Origin of the sequence: Nocardiopsis sediminis, from assembly GCF_042650565.1 — a bacterium.
GTDB lineage: Bacteria > Actinomycetota > Actinomycetes > Streptosporangiales > Streptosporangiaceae > Nocardiopsis_B > Nocardiopsis_B sediminis.
Genome location: NZ_JBHSBH010000010.1, coordinates 254,082 through 271,390 on the forward strand (window position 1 = coordinate 254,082; position 17,309 = coordinate 271,390).

Below are 17,309 nucleotides of genomic sequence, written 5' to 3' on the forward strand. Positions count from 1 at the left end.
GGAACCCCCATGAGCACGCAGCACCGGTCCACCCGGTCGGACGCCAGCGCCCCCGGGCGCGCCCCGGCCCGGCCACGCCAAGGCCGCCGATGAGCGCGGCCACGCCGCTCCCCGCCGCGCGCCCGCCGTCCCGGCGCCGGCGCGCACGCCGCGAGCACCTGCTCTTCCTGGCGTTCATCGCCCCGAACTTCATCGCCATCGGCGTCTTCGCCTACTGGCCGGTGCTCTACAACCTGTTCCTGAGCTTCACCGACTGGAACATGATCGCCCCCCGGCCCGGCTTCGCCGGGATCGGCAACTACGTCGCGACCGTCACCGACCCCGAGTTCCACCGGGTCCTGGGCATCACCGTCGTCTTCACCGCCGCGGTCACCGGCGGCAGCATCATCGCCGGGCTGGCGCTCGCGCTGCTGTTCGACCAGCCCCTCAAGGGCCGCGGCCTGGTGCGCACGGTCGCCTTCGCCCCCCACATCCTCTCCGGCGCCGCCGTCGCCACGGTCTGGCTGTTCATCTTCGACCCCGGCTACGGCCTGATGCGGGCCGTCCTGGACCCCCTCGGCGTCCCCTCGCCCGACTGGATGACGTCCTCGGACTGGGCGCTGCCCGGCCTGATCATCGTCTACCTGTGGAAGAACATCGGCTTCGCCGCGCTCATCTACCTCGCCGGCCTCCAGGCGCTGCCCAAGGACATCTACCACGCCGCCGCCATCGACGGCGCCGGCCCCTGGACGCTGCTGCGCCGCATCACCCTGCCGCTGCTCACCCCCATCACCTTCTTCGTGCTCATCACGACGGTGATCGGCACCTTCCAGGCGTTCGACGTCATCGCCGTCATGACCAACGGCGGACCGGCCGGCGCCACCACGATCCTCAGCTGGCAGATCTACGACCAGGGCTTCCGCGCCTTCGACGCCGGCCGCGCCGCGACGACCTCGATCGTCATGTTCCTCGTCCTGCTCCTGATGACAGGGCTACAGACCCGCTACCTGGAGAAAAGGGTGCACTACCGATGAGCGGCACCATCGTCGAACCGCGCAGCACCCCGGCGCCCGGAGCCCCCTCAGCGCGCCGCGCGGCACCCGCCGCCGGCCCGCGCGCCGTCCGCTCCGCCGCCACCTCCGTCAAGTACGTGCTGCTCATCGGCGCGGCGGCGATCTTCGTCGGACCGCTGCTGTGGCTCTTCACCACCGCGGTGAAGGCCCCCGACGAGATCTACACCTTCCCGCCGGTCTGGTGGCCGCAGTCCCCCTCCTGGGACAACTTCGCCCTGGCCTGGAACGCCGCCCCCTTCGACCGGTTCTTCCTCAACTCCGCGATCACCACCGTCGCCGGGACCGCCCTGAAGGTCCTCAACGCGGTCCTCACCGCCTACGCCTTCTCCTTCCTCGCTTTCCCCCGCAAGCAGTGGCTGTTCCTCGTGCTCCTGGGCGCGATGATGGTGCCCGGCCACGTCGTCCTGCTGCCGAACTTCCTCACCATCGCCAGCCTGGGCTGGGTCAACACCTACGCCGGCCTGATCCTGCCCGGCATCGGCTCGGTGTTCGCGACCTTCCTGCTGCGCCAGCACATGCTGACCATCCCCCGCGAGCTCATCGAGGCCGCGAAGGTCGACGGGGCCGGCCACCTGCGCATCCTCTTCGGCATCGTGCTCCCGGTGTCGCGGCCGATCCTGCTCACCGTCGTGATCATCACGGTGGTCGAGGAGTGGAACAACTTCATCTGGCCGCTCATCGTCACCAACTCCGACCACATGCGCACGCTGCCCATCGGCCTGATGATGCTCAAGAACCAGGAGACGGTGGCCAACTGGGGCACGATCATGGCCGGCACCGTCATGGTCATGGCGCCGATGCTGCTCATCTTCCTCATCGCCCAGCGCCACATCGTGGGCGGGCTCACCCAGGGCGCGGTGAAGGGGTGACGCCACCACAGCCGGCACCGCCACCGCCGCACCCCCGCCGCGCCGCCGACCACGAAAGGCCCACCACCATGGCGACCCTACGCGGCCTGGACCGCAGGCGCTTCCTGGGACTGTCCTCGGCCGCCGCCCTCGGCCTGGCCCTGTCCTCCTGCGGCTTCCGCCCCGCCGACGCCGTCTACGCCCAGCCCGCCGGGGAGCCCTCGCCGGAGTTCGCCGGCCGGCTCCGCGTCGTCCTGTGGCACACCTGGGGCGACGTCCCCGGGGAGGCGCTCGCCACCCTGGTCGCCCGCTTCAACGAGGAGCAGGACGACATCTACGTCGAAGCCCAGTTCCAGGGCACCTACGACGACAACGCCCAGAAGGTCGCCTCGGCCCTCGTCGCCCGCCAGGTGCCCGACATCGCCGTGTTCTCCGAGGTGACCTGGCCGCGGTTCTACCTCAACGACGCCCTCGAACCCCTCAACGGCTACTTCACCGACGGGTTCTCCGGCGACGTCTACAACGACCAGCTGTTCGACGAAGGCGTCCTGCGCGGCGAGAGCTGGTGGCTGCCCTTCGCCCGCAGCACCCCGATGTTCTACTACAACCGCGACCTCTTCGAGGCCGCCGGCCTGCCCGACCGCGCCCCCGAGACCTGGGACGAGATGCGCGAATGGGCACCCGAGCTGCACGCCCTCACCGCCTCCGGGCGGCCCCTGCGCACCCACGCCTACAACCAGATCGACGGCGACTGGATGTTCCAGGGCGCGGTGTGGCAATGGGGCGGCGCCTTCTCCGACGGGCTCGACCCCACCATCGACAGCGACGCCGTGATCGAGGCGGGCGAATGGCAGCGCCGCCTCGTCGCCGACGGCCACGCCTACATGGCCGCCAGCGCCCGGACCGACTTCACCAACGGCGTGGTGGCCACCATCCAGGAGTCCACCGGCGCCCTCGGCGGCATCACCGAAGGGGCCGGCTTCCGGGTCGGGGCGGGGTTCGTCCCCGCCCAGCTGGACTCGGGCGTGGCGACCGGGGGCGGCGGGATGTCGATCATGCGCAACGCCGCGGCCGAGCGCAAGGAGGCCGCCTTCGAGTTCCTGAAGTTCGCCGCCCGGCCGGAGAACTCCGCGTACTGGACCGTGACCACCGGCTACCTGCCCACCGTGAAGGCGGCCACGGAGGTCGACGAGCTGGCGCAGAAGATGGCCGACGACCCCAACTCCGCGGTGTCCATCGAACAGCTGCCCACCGCCCGCGCCACCGACGACATCCGCCGGTTCGGGCGCGGCGTCAACGTCGCCCTCTACGGTGGCCTTCAGCGCATCTGGGCCGACAACGAGCCCGCCGCCGACGTCTTCGCCGACGTGCAGCCGCGCGCCGAGGCCATCGCCGACCAGGTACGCGACCAGTACGAGGCCAAGGTCGCCTGACCCACGCCGCCCGCTGCCGCCGCCGCGGGCCGCCCGGCCGCCCGGCCGCCCGACGACACCCACGAGGAGCATCCGCCATGCCGCCCACCATCACCGGCCACCGCGGCGCGATGGGGCTGGAACCCGAGAACACCCTGCGCTCGTTCCGCCGCGCCGTCGCCGAGGGGTGCGACGAGATCGAACTCGACCTCCGCCTCTCCGCCGACGGCCACCTCGTGCTGCTCCACGACGCCGACCTCGCCCGTACCGGCGGGCCCGGCCACCCCATCGCCGACCTCACCCTGGCGCAGATCCGCGCGCTCGACCCCGACCCCGAGACACGCGTGCCCACCTTCGCCGAGGCGGTCGGCGCGATCCCCATCCGCATCCAGGCAGAGATCAAGGACCCCGCGGTGGCGCCGACGCTGGCCGGGCTGCTCAACGGCGACCCCGGGCTGGCGGCCCGGACCCTGGTGACCTCCTTCGACGCCGCCGTCCTGCGCGAGATGCGCTGGCTGCGGCCCGGAACCCCGGTCGGGCTGATCACCCACCGGGCACCGGCCACCGGCGCCGACCTGGTGGGCGCCGCCCGATCCGCCGGGGCCGGCACCGTGCTGTGCGGCATCACGGGGCTGACCCGCCACCACGTCGACGCCTGCCACGCCGCCGGGCTGCGGATCACCGCCTGGCCGGTCCCCGACCCGCAGCGCTTCGCCGACGTCGTGGCCATGGGGGTCGACGGCGTCACCACCGACAACCCTCACCTCCTCCGGGCCGCCCCGGACGCCGCCTGACCCGCGCGCCGCCGCGCCCACCACGGGGGCGTGTGCGGCGGCGCGCGCCCGGGAACGGGGCGCTCACCCGCGGAGGAAGGCCGCCTCCGCCTCGGGAGCGAGGCCGACCCGGGGGAGGTCCGGGCGCTGCGGCGGCACCCCGCCGATGCCCTGGAGCCACGCCCAGGTATCGGCCACGGTCTCCGCGACGGGGCGGCAGCGCAGGCCGGCCGCGACCGCCTTGGCGACGTCGCCCCGGTACATGGTGTCGTACAGCTCGCCGGGCGGCAGCCAGATCGGCAGGCCGGTCCAGGGCTCGATACCCGCCGCGAGGACCGCCTCCGGGTCGCTCCAGCGCAGCTCCGCCCCGCTGCCCGTGGCGCGCACGCAGGCCGCCAGCAGCCCGCCCATGGTCGTGTGGCCCGGCGGGCTCACGAGGTTGTACGGTCCGCCCCGCCCTGCGGCGACGGCGTCGGCCACCCACGCCGCGAGGTCGCGCACGTCGATGTACTGCAATTCCAGTTCCCTCGGGCCCGGAGCCAGTACCGGGCCGCCGCGCGCGATCCGCAGCAGCCACCACGGCAGCCGCCCGACGTTCTCCCCGGGGCCGATGATGAGGCCCGCGCGTACGGACAGCGCCCGCTCCCCGAACGCCTCCTCCGCCGCCAGTTCGCCGCCGCGCTTGGCCCGCGCGTAGTCCACGTCGCCGTCGCCGGGAGAGCCGTCCACCAGCGGGCCGTCCTCGGCGAGCCCGGCCGGCGCCGGATAGGCGTACACCGACCGGGAGGAGACGTAGGCATAGTGTCCCACCCGGCCGGACAGCAGCCGTGCCGTCTCCCGCACTGCGCTGGGCGCGCCCCACCACGTGTCGACCACCGCGTCCCACGTCCCCCGGGCCAGCGCGGCCCGCCCGCCCGATGCGGTGCGGTCGCCCTTCAGGTCGGTCACCTTGGGCGGCGCCGGATGGTGCCCCCGGTGGAAAACGGTGACCTCCCAGCCCCGGCCCAGCGCCTCGTCCGCGATGGCGCGCCCGACGAACTCGGTGCCGCCCAGTATCAGCAGTTTCATGGACCCACCCTGCCCGCTTCGCGCCCCGCCCGGTACCGCGTCCTGCTGCGGGCGAAATCGCCCACAGCAGAACGCGGCCGACGGTCCTTCTCGCGGATGCGGTCCACACCGAGCCGGTGCCCGGCGAGCAAGACCCTCAGCCGTCCGGGGCGGCGCAGCGATCCGGCCACGAGCAGGCGGTAGGCGGGCTGTTTCATCAGCTGCCGGTTGTGGGCGGTGGGGCGGGTGTTGTCAGCGCCCCGTACGATGAGGTCGTGGAACGCGTGGACCAGCCGCGCATACGCGTCGGCGTCCCGCGCATCGACCGCCGTTCGTGAGCGGTCGAGGTTCTCCTCGATCAGGCCGAGTCCGGCCCGCCCGCGCCCCTGCGGGCGGGCAGCCGCGCGCCCGGCCCTTCCAACACTTCCTTGAGCTGGAACAGCTCGACCACCTCGCGCCGGGAGGGGCGCCGCACGAGGGTGCCGACCCGCGGCCCGATCTCCACCACCCCCTCGACCTGGAGCTGCTCGAGTGCTTCGCGGATGGGGGGTGCGGCTCGTGCCGCGGACTTCGGCCGGCGCCACCTCCGACGGGGACGCGCCAGGCGGGTGGGCGCCGCCGATCCTTGACGCTGGACAATAGAAATCACGGTTCCCTGACATGCAAGAAATTGTGCTCTGCGCCACCATGGCGTGCGGTGTACGTCGCGACCGCGAGGTCGCCCGGTGAGCAGCGGCGACACCCCCGCCGAGAGACGCCTGGGAACGGTCTTCTGGGCCTCCCTGGCCCTCTCCTCGCTGTTCGTCGCCTGGGGCGTGCTCGCCCCCGGCCACCAGATGGCGACCATGAACGCGGCCCTCGACCAGATCACCCGCGGGTTCGGCTGGGCCTACCTGCTGCTGCCCCTCCTGCTGCTCCTCCTCCTCGCGGGCCTGGCGTTCAGCCGCTACGGCCGCATCCGGCTCGGCTCCGACGACGACCGGCCCGAGTTCGCCACCCACACCTGGATCGCCATGATCCTGTGCGCGGTCATGGGCATCGGCCTGGTCTCCTACGGCATCGCCGAGCCGATCTCGCACTTCGCGTCCCCGCCCCACGGCCTGGCCGAGGCGGGGACGCCGCAGGCGGCGGTCCGGGCGCTCCAGTACTCCTTCTACGACTGGGGGCTGCACGCCTGGGCGATCTTCGCGGTCTTCGGGCTGGGGCTGGGCTACTCGATGTACCGCAAGAAGCGCCCCGGCCTGGTCAGCGCCCTGTTCCGGCCACTGCTGGGCCGGCACGCCGACGGACCCGCCGGCAAGGCCATCGACATCTTCACGGTCTTCGCCACACTGTTCGGCACCACGACCTCGCTGGGGCTGGGCGCGCTCCAGATCGACAACGGCCTCAACCGGCTGCTGGGCACGCCCACCGGCACCGCCACCCAGGTGGTCATCGTCATCGCGGTGACCGCCGTGTTCAGCCTGTCGGCGGCCTCCGGCGTCCAGCGCGGCATCCGCTACATCAGCGAACTCAACCTGTCGGTCGCCCTGCTGCTCTTCGTGTTCGTGCTCTTCCTGGGACCGACCGCGTTCCTCGTCTCGCTCTTCCTGGAGTCCCTGGGCCAGTACGGCGACGAGTTCCTGCTGATGAGCCTGCGGGGGCCGGCCTTCGGCGACACCGCCTGGCTCCAGAGCTGGACCTACTTCATGATGGCCTGGTGGGTGTCCTGGGGCGCGTTCGTCGGCGTGTTCCTGGCCCGCATCTCACGCGGGCGCACGATCCGCCAGTTCATCCTGGTCGTCCTCGGGATGCCCAGCCTCGCGTTCTTCGCCTGGTTCTCCGTGTTCGGCGGCTCGGCCATCGAACTCGACCTCGACCACGGCACGGACATCGCGGGCGCCACGGCCGCCGACCTCAACAGCGCGTTCTTCGCCACCCTGGCCGAATTCCCGTTCCCCACGGTCACGGCCGCGCTGGTGGTGCTCCTGGCGGTCCTGTTCTTCGTCTCGGGCGCCGACGCCAACACCTACGTCCTGGGCATGCTCACCACGCGCGGCTCCATCCGGCCCAGGATCCCGATCCTGCTCCTGTGGGGCGCGATGACGGGCGCCCTGGCGATCATCCTGCTGCTGTCCGGCGGGCTCGCCGCCCTCCAGCAGACCGTCATCGTCGCCTCCGCCCCCTTCCTCGTCGTCATCGTCGGCGTGGTCGTGTGCCTGTGGCGCGACCTGAAGACCGAACCGGCGGACGCCTCCCTTCCCTCCGAGCCCGGATCTCACGGCACGCTGGAACGGACCACGTGACCAGGAACGCCCCAAGGCCCGGCACCCCCACGGGTGCCGGGCCCGTCGTTCATCGCGCGTCTCGGCCCAGGGTCAGCCGGCGACGACGCCGCTGAGCTCGTTGGGGGCCTCCGGCAGGGTCACCGTCTCGGTGACCTCGCGGGCGGCGATGTCGATCGCGAAGAGTTCCCGGGTGCCGGGGTCGGTGACGTAGGCGGTCCCGCCGCGGACGAAGATCGCCGGGCGCGGCTCCTGCCACTCCAGCGGCTCCTCCCACGCCCCGGTGACCTCGATGGTGTCGACGACCTCGGCCGCCTCGGGGTCGATCACGTGGATCCGGCCATCGGTGCCCAGCACCAGCGCCTCGCCCTCGGGGCCCCTGGCCAGCGAGCGGAAGGTGTAGCTGGTGCCCAGGTCCACCCGCTCCAGCTCGGCGGTCTCGGTGTCGATGAGCGTCACCTCCTCGGGCCGCTCCAGTTCGGCGTCGGCGTCCTGCTTGTAGTCGCCGAGCACGATCGGCGAGGACTCGGAGCCGGCCTGGTTGCCGATCCGCCCGTACTCCGTGGGGCTGTCGACCTTCTCGAACGCGCCGTCCCGGTAGATCACCACGCCGTCCTCGCAGCCGATCACCACGGCCTCGCCCTGGGCGGTGGCCTCCCCGTGCACGCCGGGGCACTCGTCGAAGCGGGCGACCTCCTCGCGGCCGGCGTCGAGCACCACCACCGACTCGCGTGTCTCCTCGTCCCCCTCGGTGACGACGAGCTCGCCGTTCTCCAGCTCGATCGCCACCCCGTGGTGCGGCTCGGGCGAGGTGAACGTCTCGGCCTCCGGCAGGCCGCCGCCCAGCTCCTGCGGGTCGAAGGAGATGACCTCCCCCGTGCCGTCGGCGAACAGGACGGTCCGGCCGGCGTGGCGGACCACGTGGCCGGGCTCGGCGCCGGGGAACTCGTCGCCGGTCAGCTCCGGGGCGGCGGCGTCCAGGACGCGGAACCCGGTGGAGGTCGAGACGAGGACGTGCCGGTCGTCTCCGGCGGGGTTGACCCGGTTGAAGCCGTCGAGCGCGATGTCCTCGGCGACCTCCAGCGTGGTGCCGTCCAGGACGTAGATCCCGCCGTCGTAGGTGGCGACGAGCGGGGAGTCGACGGTGGCCGGCGGCTGCCCGGTCTCCCCGTCCTGCCCGGCGCCGGCGCCCTCGGCGCCGCAGGCGCTCAGGGTGAGACCGGCGGCGACCAGTGCGGAGAGCGCCGCCGCCGTCCTGGCAGGCGCGGGGTGCGGTCTGGTGTTCATCTCGTGTTCCTCGTTCTCGATCTCTCATGCGGGGTGGTGGGGGCGGCCGCGGGAGGCCCCGGCGGCCGCCCCCGGGGGGGGCTTCCGGGGAGGGCTCCTCAGCCGCCGCTCAGGCCGTCGGCGATGGCGTCGGTGTTGGAGCGGACCATCTCCAGGTAGGTGGGGGCTCCGCCGTCCGCGTCGGTCAGGGACTCCGCGTGCAGGGCGACGACCTCGACGTGCACGCCGGCCTCGTCGGCGAGGACCTGCGCCAGCCGGTCGGGCTGAGCGGAGTCGGCGAAGATCGCCGGTACCCCAGCATCGCGGACCGAGCCGGCCAGCGACTCCAGGTCGGCGGCGCTGGGGGAGGCCAGGGTGGTCCCGCTGGGGACGACGGCGCCGATGACCTCGAAGCCGTAGCGCTGCGCGAAGTAGCCGAAGACGTGGTGGTCGGTGACCAGGCTGCGCCGGTCGGCGGGGATGGCGGCGACGCGCTCGGTGACCCAGGCGTCCAGCTCCTCGACGTCGCCGCGGTAGTCGGCGGCGTTGTCGCGGACCGCCTGGGCATCGACGCCGTCGACCTCGGCGATCACGCGTTCGGCGATGGCGTCCACGGCGGTGGCGACGCGCCGCGGGTCGGTCCAGAAGTGCGGGTCGGGCTCGCCGGCCATGTCGGCGGCGTCGTCGGGCGTGAAGGCGACGGGGTCGACCTCGTCGCCCACCGCCAGGGTGGCCACCCCGGCGTCCTCGGCGGCGTGCACGTTGCGCAGGACGCCCTCCTCCAGGCCGAGCCCGTTGTAGACCACGAGCGCGGAGCGCTCGATGAGCGCCGCCTCCTGGGCGGAGATCCCGAAGGAGTGGGGGTCGGCGCCGGGCTTCATCAGCACGGTCACGTCGGCCTGGTCGCCGACGATCTCGCGCGTGATGTCGCCGAGGATGTTGGTGGTGACGACCACGCCCTGCCGTTCGGGCCCGGTGGCCGCGCAGCCGGCCGCCGCCGCGAGCAGTCCCGCAGTGGCGGCGGCCGCCATGGTGAGCAGGGGCCGCGGCGTTCGCCGCGGGGGGTTCCTCCGGGTGGCCATCGGGCTCACCGTCCCGTCTCGACCATGTGGGTGGGCGAGAAGTCCAGGGGGAACTCGCGGGCCACGCGCAGGTCGTCGTTGTAGTCGATCTCGTAGACCGTGTCCGCGGCCGCGTCGTTGACGTAGGCGCGGGCGGTGTCGATCTGGATGGTCGTGCCGGTGCCGGTGCCGGTGCCGGGCCCGTCGAGCGGGCCGTCCAGCAGTTCGCTGCGGGCGGTCTGCTCGCCCGATCCGGTGTCGTAGGCGTGCAGGACGCCCTCGGGCGTCAGGGCCAGCAGCGGCGCGCCTTCTCCGACCGCGTTCGCGGCGACCACCGGGCCGGTGTCCACCCTTGTCAAGGAACCCGCCGTGACGTCGAGCACCCACACGCCGTCGTCCCCGGCGGGGGCGGCCAGCGTGGCGCTTCCGGGCCGTTGGGAGAAGACGCGTGCGCGCTCGTCCTCGGCGACGTCCCCGGGGTAGGCGATCTTCTCGCCGGTGAACGCGCCGTCCTCCTCGGCGACCACCAGGGCGCCGTCGGCGCAGCCGAAGACCGCTCCGCGGCGGGTGACACCGCGGCCGGCGGGGTCGGGGCAGGGCTCCTCGACCGTGCCGACCTGCTCGCCGGTGCGGTCGTGCACGGCGACGACATCGTCGCCGTCGCCCGTTCCCGGGACGAGGACGTGCCCGCCGTAGGGGACGGCCGCCGCCGCGGGGCCGGCGCCGGGCGCCTCGATCACCTCGGTGTCGCCGATGCCGCCCTCGGCCAGCCGCTCGCGGTCGAGGAGGCGGAGAGTGCCGCCGAAGGGCAGCGCGGTGACGGCGGTGTCGGCGGCCGCGCCGCCGGGCCGCGCGCCGTCCACGGCGCCGACCTCGCGCATCTCGGCGCGGTAGTAGTGGGAGTGGTCGCCGTGGTCCACGGTCCAGGCCCCGCTGTCGAACACCTGCACCGTCTCGCGGTCGGCGGCGGCGACGTAGGCGAACCTGCCGTCGCCGCTGAGGCCGCTGACCCCCTCGACCCGGCCGATCTCGGCGGTCTCCTCGGTGATCAGGTCCAGGATGTGCACCGATCCGGTGGCGCCGTCCGCCATGACCAGCCGCGACTGCGGTTCGGCGGTCTCCTCGGCGCCCTCGATGTAGCCGTGGGGGACGTCGTCCTGCTCCCCGGCGGCCTCATCGTGCGGATCGGCGGCGCATCCGGCGAGCAGGAGCGCCGCGACGATGGCCGCGACGGGGGCCGTGGACGTCTGCTTGTGCCATTTCACGCGTTGACCTCGATGTCTGTTGGTGCGGTGCCGGTGCCGGTGTCGGCTGTGGAGCGGGGAGCGGTGCGGGGGGTGCGTCCGCGCACGGCGGCGCCGAGCGCGGAGGCGAAGAACAGGGCCACGGCCACGGCGGCGATCGTGGCGCCGGCCGCGGTGCCGGTGTGCCATGACACGAGCAGGCCCAGCGCGGTCGCGGCGCTGCCAAGAACCGCGGAGCCGAGCATGATCAGCGGGATGCGCCCGACCCACAGCGCGACGGCCGCGGGCGGCGCTATGAGCAGCCCGAACACCAGCAGGGTCCCCACCACGTGGAAGGACGCCACGATCGCCAGCGTCGTCAGCCCGAGGAGGCACGCGTGCGCCGCGCGGGGGCGCAACCCCAGGGTGGCGGCCTTGCGCGGGTCGAACGCCAGCGCGACGAACGACCGGTGGCCCAGCGCCGCCACTGCGGCGGCGACCGCGAGCGCGACGGCGAGGTAGGCCAGGTCGCGGTCGCGGACCGCGAGGACGTCGCCGAAGAGGAAGCCGGTGAGGTCGACGGCGAAGGACCGGGAGTGGGAGACGATGATCACGCCGGTCGAGAGCATCCCGACGAACAGCAGCCCGATGCCGGTGTCCTGCGACAGCCGCGCCGAGCGGCCCAGCGCGGTGACCCCGACGGCCATCACGGCGGCGCTGACCGCGGCCCCGGCGGTCAGGCTGGCGCCCAGTATCGAGGCGAGCGCGACCCCCGGCAGCATCCCGTGCGACATCGCGTCGCCGAGGAAGGCCATGCCGCGCAGGACCACCCAGGTCCCGGCCAGGGCGCAGATGAGCGAGACGAGGACACCGCCCCACAACGCGCGCTGCACGAAGGAGACCGCGAACGGGTCGAGCAACCATTCCATGCCGGAATAGTACAATGATAATGATTTTCATTTTCACATGGGGTGGGGTGTGCTGTGGAGACTCAGGAGGATCCGGCCGTGGCGATCGACCGGCTGTCAGCGGGGTACGGGCGTCACCGGGTGCTGTGCGCGATCACGGCCCGCATCCCCGCGGCCCGGGTCACCGCGATCGTGGGGCCCAACGGATCGGGGAAGTCCACCCTGCTCGGGGCGGTCGCCGGGGTGGTCCCCGCGGCATCGGGAGCCGTACGGCGCCGCAGCGCGGTGGGCCCCGCCCTCGTGGTGCAGCGCAGCGCCGCCGCCGATGCGCTGCCCATCAGCGTGCGCGAGACCGTGGCCATGGGCCGCTGGGCGCACCGCGGCCCGTGGCGCCGGCTCACCCGCGACGACCGGGCGATCATCGACACCTGCATGGACCGGCTCGGCATCGGCCACCTCGCCGCGCGCCGCCTCGGCGCGCTCTCCGGCGGCGAGCGGCAGCGGGCGCTCGTCGCGCAGGGGCTCGCCCAGCAGGCCGATCTCCTGCTCCTCGACGAGCCGGACACCGGCCTGGACATCGAAGCGCAGCAGCGCATCTCCGATGCCCTCGACCACACCGTCCGTAAGGGGACCACCGTGGTCCACGCCACCCACGACCTCGCCGCCGCCCGGCGCGCCGACCACTGCGTCCTGCTGGCCGGGGGATGCGTGGTCGCCGAAGGGGCTCCGTCGGAGGTCCTGGCCCCCGCCTCCCTGGAACGGGTGTGGGGCATCGCGCGCACAGGGGAGGGGGACGGCCCGGACGGGACCGTCCTCTGAGCCCCGCATTCGGGAGAATTCGAACCTGCGTACCCTACGCTGTACAGGCGGGCGCTGTGTTCTTGTACAGAGCAGTACTGCCCGGTACCGGCTCGGCCCGGCTACGAACCGGCGAGAAGGGCCGCCACCTCTTCTCCGGTCCACGTCCCCGACGTACCCGGACGGGAAGCGAGGTAGGCGCCGGTCCGCTGGGCACTCCAGCCGTGGGTGGCGCGCAGGCCGGATCCGATCGTGCCGAGGTAGCGGGCGGAGGGGGAGGTGGCCTGCACCTCCGTACTCGGCGCGTGGCTGGTGAAGGTGAGGATCGGGTGGCCATCGAGGTCGCCGCGGTGAAGGAGGGTCTCGTAGCGGCCGGCCCCCAGAACGATGCGGCCCGTGCGCAGGACCTCGGCGAGGTCGTGGTCGGCGCCGGGCGCCTTGTACATCTCCTGGGCGGCGATGTCGGTGAACTGCTCGGCCGTCACCAGATAGGCGCACGCCGGTGTGGCACCCGGCAGCGCCGGGTCGTACAGCGCGAGCCCGCCGCCCCACATGCGCGAGGTGAACGCGAAGTGGACCCCGCCCGCCAGCCACAGGGCCCGCCGCTCGCGCGGGGGCGTGCGGTCGCGGCACCCGGGGTTGGCCCGCTTGCCTCCGGGCGGGACCCCGCCCGCGACGTAGCACGCGAAGCGGTCCGCGGACATGTTCGCCCCGTAGCTCGCGTACCAGACGAGGCCGGGGGTGGGGGGAGTGGTCATGGCGGCCTTCGGCGGTCGGTGCGGTGGTCAGCCCGCGGCGGGCTGCGGGTCGCCGGTCAGCGACCGCTCGAAGCAGACGCTCACCTCGGAGTCGGCATAGTGGCCGTAGCGCTCGATACGCCGGTACCCGCAGCGCTCGTACAGCCGTATCGACTCGCCCTGCGCCGACCCGGTCTCCAGGCGCATCACCGACGCACCCCGCTCCCGGGCGGCCTCCTCCAGCGCGCGCAGCAGGACCTGCCCCACGCGCCGCCCGCGCCAGGCCGGGACGACGTACATGCGCTTGAGCTCGAACGCGTCGTCATCGAGCGCGCGCAGCCCGCCGCAGCCGACGGCCTCGCCACTGCGGACATCGGTGGCGAGCAGGAAGAGGGCGGTGTCGCGCCCGGAGGGCTTGGGGCCCGCCTCGGTGTCGGCGCCGCCGTAGCGTTCGGCGACCTCGCGCTGCTGGTCCCGGCGCAGCCGCGCGCCTTCGGGGTGATCCCAGTCGACGTCATGGATCTCGATGTGCACGTGGCCGAGCGTATGCGACCGTGCCCCGCGGGGGAGGGGCGGGTGGCGCGTGCGTGCACGCCCTCGGTCGCCCCGGGCCGTCGCCGTGGGGCGGCCCGGTCCCACGGGAAAACGGCGCGCGGCCATGCCGCAGGCCGGACTATCGTTGGCCGGATGGTGGACTCCGTTGTCCGGCGGCTGCGCCGCCGCTTCCTGCTCTCCGACTGGACGCCGGTCACCAGCGGGGCATCCGGTGCGCGGGTCTGGCGGCTGGAGGGCCGCCGTCGCCTCTACGTGAAGGTCGATCCCGACCCCGCTGTGCTGCGGGCCGAGGCGGAGCGGTCGGCGTGGCTGGCCAAGGTGGGGATCGGCGCGCCCGGCACGGTCGAGATCGGCGAGCGCGACGGCGTGGGCTGGCTGGTCACCACGGCGGTGCCGGGGCGGCCGCTGGATGAGCCGTGGCCCGCTCACCTGCGCGCGCCGGCGGTGGCGGCGTTCGCCCGGTTCACGCGGCACCTGCACGACCTGCCGGTCGAGGAGTGCCCGTTCGACTGCGGCCTGGACGTCACCGTCCCGCAGGCGCGCGCGAACGTCGCCGCCGGGCGGGTCGACGCCGGCGACTTCGACGACGAGCGGCTGGGCCGGAGCCCCGAGGACGTCCTCGGGGAGCTGGAGCGGAGCGTCCCGGCGGCCGAGGACCGTGTGGTCTGCCACGGGGACCTGTGCCTGCCCAACGTCCTGGTCGACCCGGCCACGCTGGAGTGGACCGGGGTGGTCGATACCGGGCGGCTGGGTGTGGCCGACCGCCACATGGACCTGGCCCTGGCTTGCCGCAGCCTCTCCGATGCCGGGCTGAACGAGCAGTACGGCCCGCCGTTCGCCCGCGCGTTCCTGCACCACTACGGCGACCAGGCCGCGGATCCGGCGCGGATGGCGTTCTACCGGCTGCTGGACGAGTTCTTCTAGCCGCGGAGGGCCCCGGGTCTGGGGGCCGGCGGCCGGCGGGCGCCCGCCCAACGGGCGGGCGGTGCGGTGCGGGCGCGGTGGCCGTCGGTCGGCCGGTGTCAGGGGCGGCGTCCGGTGGAGGCCAGGAGCCGGCTCTGGGCGTCGGCGGTCTCGCCGACCGGGACGGGGTCGGCGAACATCGGGCCGCCGGAGATCCCCTGGTCCTGCCACCAGTCCAGCAGGGTTTCGGACAGGCGGGTGTCGAGCGTCTCGTCCTCGCCGATGCCGCGGCCGAGGTCCCAGGCGTGGACGGCCAGGTCGAAGGTCATCTGCCACAGATAGACCGACCCGGGGACATCGCCGAAGGAGAGGTGGACGGTGCGTTCGGTGGCGCCGGGCCGCAGCCATGCGGCGCGGGCGTCGCGGGCGGAGACCTCCCATGCGGAGATGGGGTCCTCGCCGAGGGGGTCGTCGGCGAAGTCGTCGCCGGCGTCCTCGATGCGGCCGCCGCTGAGGAGGTAGGGGACCCACAGCTGTTCGCCGACGATGTGGTCGACGAGGTCGCGCACGTCCCAGCTGATGCAGGGGGTGGGGTCGGGCCACTGGCCAGGCCGGATCGCGTGTACGCGGCGGTCGAATTCCTGCATGGCCTGGCCGTGCAGATCGAGCAGTTCCGACATGACCACTCCATTCGGGTGGGTTGCTGGTGACCGCGTCCCCTCTACCCGCGTGGGGTGGGTGGCAACCTTCCGGTGCAGGTGGGCGGTGTGTGCTGCTTCGCGGTGTGCGGTGGTGTGTGTGCCATGGCCGGTGGGCGGGTACGGCCGCCGACCGTAAATTCTTCCGCCCGATGTGCGCCCCGGTGGTGTCGCGCGCCGCTCGATCACTGCGCGTCATGATCATGGGAGCACCATTGTTCGCGGTGGCGGCCCGGTGGGGCCGGTGCCTGCGAGGACCCCGGCGAGGGAGACGACGACGTGGCAGAACCGGATCCGCACGCGGCCAGGACCGCGGGGGAGCTGAACATCGTCCATGTGACGCTGATCGCGGCGGCGGCCGCGATGGGCGGGTTCCTGTTCGGATACGACAGTGCCGTCATCAACGGTGCGGTGGACGCCGTCCAGCGGCATTTCGCGGTGGGGTCGGGGGTCACCGGGCTCACGGTGGCCGCTGCGCTGCTGGGTTCGGCCGTGGGTGCGGCCATCGCCGGCGGGCTGGCCGACCGGATCGGGCGTATCCGGGTCACGCGGATCGCCGGGGTGCTCTTCGCGGTCAGCGCCATCGGCTCGGCGCTGCCGTTCGCGATCTGGGACCTGGCGCTGTGGCGGGTCGTGGGCGGTATCGCGATCGGCATCGCCTCGGTGATCGCGCCGACCTACATCGCCGAGGTCTCGCCGCCGGCCTACCGGGGGCGGCTGGCGTCGTTGCAGCAGCTGGCCATCGTGCTGGGGATCGCGCTGTCGCAGCTGGTCAACTTCGCGATCGCCTCGGCCGCCAATGGCAGCGCGACCAATGACCTGGGGCCGCTGTCGGCGTGGCAGTGGATGCTGGGCGCGGCGGTCGTCCCGGCCGCGCTGTACATCGCGCTGAGTTTCACCATCCCCGAGTCGCCGCGCCACCTGGTGCGGGTGGGGCGCACGGACCAGGCGCGGCGGGTGCTGGCGGAGGTCGAGGGCGGCGACGTCGACCGGCGTATCCGGGAGATCCGGGAGGCGCTGGGCTCGGAGGTGCGTCCCCGGCTGGGCGACCTGCGGGGCCGGTGGGGGCTGCTGCCGATCGTGTGGATCGGTATGGCGCTGTCGGCGTTCCAGCAGTTGGTGGGGATCAACGTGATCTTCTACTACTCGTCGTCGCTGTGGCAGTCGGTGGGGGTGGACGAGAGCAATTCGCTGCTGCTGAGCCTGTTCACCTCGATCGTGAACATCGTGGGGACGTTCATCGCGATCGGGTTGGTCGACCGGATCGGCCGGCGGCCGCTGCTGCTGGTGGGGTCGGGTGGCATGGCGGTGGCGCTGGCGGTGACGGGGTTCGCGTTCAGCCATGCGCGGGTCGTGGGGGCGCAGGCGAGCCTGTCGTTCGGGTGGGGCGCGGTGGCGCTGACGTCGGCGAGCCTGTTCGTGCTGTTCTTCGCGCTGTCGTGGGGTGTGGTCACGTGGGTGCTGCTGGGGGAGATGTTCCCGCTGCGCATCCGGGCTGCGGCGATGGCGGTGGCCACCGCCACGCAGTGGATCGCGAACTGGCTGGTCACGGTGACGTTCCCGGCGCTGCGCGACTGGAGCCTGAGCGGGGCCTACGGCATCTACACGCTCTTCGCGGTGCTGTCGTTCGTGTTCGTGTGGCGGTTCATTTCGGAGACGAAGGGCCGGACGCTGGAGTCGATGGGGCGGTAGCGGGGGCGCCGCCGGGCGGCCGCGGGGTGGGAGTAGCCTCGCCCCGAGGGCGGCGGATGACGTCGCCGATGG

18 protein-coding genes are annotated in these 17,309 nt (G+C 73.2%); 8 read left to right on the forward strand and 10 right to left on the reverse strand.

Annotation, left to right across the window (positions count from 1 at the left end; genetic code table 11):
- Window positions 1-89: 89 nt before the first annotated feature.
- The 4 genes from ACFOVU_RS16100 (at window position 90) to ACFOVU_RS16115 (ending at window position 4,106) form a co-directional block, all read left to right on the forward strand.
- Window positions 90-1,013: a carbohydrate ABC transporter permease gene (locus ACFOVU_RS16100; protein WP_378534435.1), complete on the forward strand. Its 924-nt coding sequence runs from the start codon at window positions 90-92 to the stop codon at window positions 1,011-1,013.
- Complete coding sequence (locus tag ACFOVU_RS16105) at window positions 1,010-1,921, forward strand: carbohydrate ABC transporter permease (RefSeq protein ID WP_378534437.1); 912 nt, start codon at window positions 1,010-1,012, stop codon at window positions 1,919-1,921. Before ACFOVU_RS16100 ends, ACFOVU_RS16105 begins: the two co-directional genes overlap by 4 nt.
- Window positions 1,922-1,989: 68 nt before the next feature.
- A complete protein-coding gene (locus ACFOVU_RS16110) occupies window positions 1,990-3,333 on the forward strand; it encodes an ABC transporter substrate-binding protein (RefSeq protein ID WP_378534439.1) in 1,344 nt (447 codons plus the stop codon).
- Window positions 3,334-3,410: 77 nt separating this feature from the next.
- Complete coding sequence (locus tag ACFOVU_RS16115) at window positions 3,411-4,106, forward strand: glycerophosphodiester phosphodiesterase (RefSeq protein WP_378534441.1); 696 nt, start codon at window positions 3,411-3,413, stop codon at window positions 4,104-4,106.
- A 63-nt stretch (window positions 4,107-4,169) separates the two neighbouring features.
- On the opposite strand, the gene ACFOVU_RS16120 is transcribed toward ACFOVU_RS16115, so the two are convergent.
- The 3 genes from ACFOVU_RS16120 to ACFOVU_RS16130 are packed head-to-tail and all read right to left on the reverse strand — an operon-like array spanning window position 4,170 to window position 5,781.
- On the reverse strand, window positions 4,170-5,153 hold the full coding sequence (locus ACFOVU_RS16120; RefSeq protein ID WP_378534443.1) for an NAD-dependent epimerase/dehydratase family protein: 984 nt from the start codon (window positions 5,151-5,153) through the stop codon (window positions 4,170-4,172).
- Entirely contained in the window at window positions 5,150-5,494 is a 345-nt protein-coding gene (locus tag ACFOVU_RS16125) for an FCD domain-containing protein (protein ID WP_378534897.1), read from the reverse strand. Before ACFOVU_RS16125 ends, ACFOVU_RS16120 begins: the two co-directional genes overlap by 4 nt.
- On the reverse strand, window positions 5,491-5,781 hold the full coding sequence (locus tag ACFOVU_RS16130; RefSeq protein WP_378534923.1) for a hypothetical protein: 291 nt from the start codon (window positions 5,779-5,781) through the stop codon (window positions 5,491-5,493). Before ACFOVU_RS16130 ends, ACFOVU_RS16125 begins: the two co-directional genes overlap by 4 nt.
- A 76-nt stretch (window positions 5,782-5,857) precedes the next feature.
- Here ACFOVU_RS16130 and ACFOVU_RS16135 point away from each other — a divergent pair, with 76 nt between their 5' ends.
- The gene (locus tag ACFOVU_RS16135; RefSeq protein ID WP_378534445.1) at window positions 5,858-7,417 is read left to right on the forward strand and encodes a BCCT family transporter; all 1,560 of its coding nucleotides are present in this window, start codon (window positions 5,858-5,860) and stop codon (window positions 7,415-7,417) included.
- Between the two features lie 72 nt (window positions 7,418-7,489).
- Here ACFOVU_RS16135 and aztD read toward each other — a convergent pair whose 3' ends face one another.
- From aztD to aztB, 4 genes are all read right to left on the reverse strand, one after another.
- On the reverse strand, window positions 7,490-8,683 hold the full coding sequence (gene aztD / locus ACFOVU_RS16140) for a zinc metallochaperone AztD (RefSeq protein WP_378534447.1): 1,194 nt from the start codon (window positions 8,681-8,683) through the stop codon (window positions 7,490-7,492).
- A 98-nt stretch (window positions 8,684-8,781) separates the two neighbouring features.
- Window positions 8,782-9,744: a zinc ABC transporter substrate-binding protein AztC gene (aztC, locus tag ACFOVU_RS16145; protein WP_378534449.1), complete on the reverse strand. Its 963-nt coding sequence runs from the start codon at window positions 9,742-9,744 to the stop codon at window positions 8,782-8,784.
- A gap of 5 nt (window positions 9,745-9,749) precedes the next feature.
- A complete protein-coding gene (locus ACFOVU_RS16150) occupies window positions 9,750-10,988 on the reverse strand; it encodes an ABC transporter (RefSeq protein ID WP_378534451.1) in 1,239 nt (412 codons plus the stop codon).
- Window positions 10,985-11,875: a zinc ABC transporter permease AztB gene (aztB, locus tag ACFOVU_RS16155; protein ID WP_378534452.1), complete on the reverse strand. Its 891-nt coding sequence runs from the start codon at window positions 11,873-11,875 to the stop codon at window positions 10,985-10,987. Before aztB ends, ACFOVU_RS16150 begins: the two co-directional genes overlap by 4 nt.
- A gap of 78 nt (window positions 11,876-11,953) precedes the next feature.
- Between aztB and aztA the strand changes: the two genes are divergently transcribed.
- Window positions 11,954-12,673 (forward strand): zinc ABC transporter ATP-binding protein AztA, encoded by a 720-nt coding sequence (aztA, locus tag ACFOVU_RS16160; protein ID WP_378534454.1) that lies wholly within the window; start codon window positions 11,954-11,956, stop codon window positions 12,671-12,673.
- Window positions 12,674-12,774: 101 nt separating this feature from the next.
- Here aztA and ACFOVU_RS16165 read toward each other — a convergent pair whose 3' ends face one another.
- Both ACFOVU_RS16165 and ACFOVU_RS16170 read right to left on the reverse strand, forming a co-directional pair.
- The gene (locus tag ACFOVU_RS16165; RefSeq protein WP_378534456.1) at window positions 12,775-13,410 is read right to left on the reverse strand and encodes a histone deacetylase; all 636 of its coding nucleotides are present in this window, start codon (window positions 13,408-13,410) and stop codon (window positions 12,775-12,777) included.
- Window positions 13,411-13,437: 27 nt separating this feature from the next.
- Window positions 13,438-13,923, reverse strand: a complete 486-nt coding sequence (locus tag ACFOVU_RS16170) for a GNAT family N-acetyltransferase (protein ID WP_378534458.1) — start codon at window positions 13,921-13,923, stop codon at window positions 13,438-13,440.
- Window positions 13,924-14,079: 156 nt separating this feature from the next.
- Here ACFOVU_RS16170 and ACFOVU_RS16175 point away from each other — a divergent pair, with 156 nt between their 5' ends.
- The gene (locus tag ACFOVU_RS16175) at window positions 14,080-14,868 is read left to right on the forward strand and encodes an APH(3') family aminoglycoside O-phosphotransferase (protein WP_378534899.1); all 789 of its coding nucleotides are present in this window, start codon (window positions 14,080-14,082) and stop codon (window positions 14,866-14,868) included.
- A gap of 98 nt (window positions 14,869-14,966) precedes the next feature.
- Here ACFOVU_RS16175 and ACFOVU_RS16180 read toward each other — a convergent pair whose 3' ends face one another.
- Complete coding sequence (locus ACFOVU_RS16180) at window positions 14,967-15,527, reverse strand: TIGR03086 family metal-binding protein (protein WP_378534460.1); 561 nt, start codon at window positions 15,525-15,527, stop codon at window positions 14,967-14,969.
- Between the two features lie 381 nt (window positions 15,528-15,908).
- On the opposite strand from ACFOVU_RS16180, the gene ACFOVU_RS16185 reads away from it, so the two are divergent.
- On the forward strand, window positions 15,909-17,237 hold the full coding sequence (locus ACFOVU_RS16185; protein ID WP_378534901.1) for a sugar porter family MFS transporter: 1,329 nt from the start codon (window positions 15,909-15,911) through the stop codon (window positions 17,235-17,237).
- Window positions 17,238-17,309: the final 72 nt, after the last annotated feature.